The 707-nt window shown below is 67.6% G+C and carries 1 protein-coding gene and 1 pseudogene; both read left to right on the forward strand.

Translation table 11 applies throughout. The features are described from left to right. Positions 1–317 (forward strand): DUF6545 domain-containing protein (locus tag IEY86_RS36000; RefSeq protein ID WP_373287159.1); only part of this gene is annotated, 317 nt, incomplete at its 5' end. Continuing rightward, positions 314–707, forward strand: a pseudogene (locus tag IEY86_RS36005) (oxygenase MpaB family protein); the annotation flags it as partial. The gene IEY86_RS36000 and the pseudogene IEY86_RS36005, both read left to right, overlap by 4 nt.

The following is a 707-nucleotide window of genomic DNA, read 5'->3' on the forward strand; positions in this document are numbered from 1 at the left end:
ACCTGGACCGGCGCATGGTGGAGATCCGCGACGCCCAGCGCGAACTGCGGCGATGGATGAGCCCGAAGACCGAGCAGCACGTAAGGCAGCTCACCCGTACCGCGCAGCTGGACAACGAAACCAGCGACGCGATCGTCGCCGCGACCGTCCTCCTTGACGCGGCGCAGCGGTATCAGGACGGCTGCGCTCCCACCAATGAGCCGATCTTGGCGCCCGGCGCGACCGACACCGCGCCGGAAGCCGAACGCGCCCACCTGCTGCTGGTCTCCAAATGCCTGCGCCACCCACTCGTTGCGAGCGCGGTCGCGTCACGATGACCTGTGCCCCGTTCACCCTCGCCGAAGCCCACGCCATCTACCGGCACATGGCCATGGACGTCTTCCCCGAAGATCTGCGCATCGGCTTGGCCCTCGGCTTCTACCGAACCTTCGCCATCCCCTCGGTAGCGGCCACGCTCACCGCCTCGGGCCGCATGCTCGATGCCCCCACCGACCGCGCGAAGGCCACCGGAAAGCTGATGTTCACGATCTTCGAGCACGGCCTGGACACCGAGCGCGGTACCGCCGCCGTCCAATCCCTGAACAGCATCCACGCCAGGTGGCCCATCACCAACGACGAGTTCGTCTACGTCCTGGGCGTCTTCCTCACCGAGCCCATCAGCTGGATCGACCGCTACGGCCACCGCCCCACAACCCCCCAGGAGAAGG

Origin of the sequence: Wenjunlia tyrosinilytica (assembly GCF_014646055.1) — a bacterium.
Lineage (GTDB): Bacteria > Actinomycetota > Actinomycetes > Streptomycetales > Streptomycetaceae > Wenjunlia > Wenjunlia tyrosinilytica.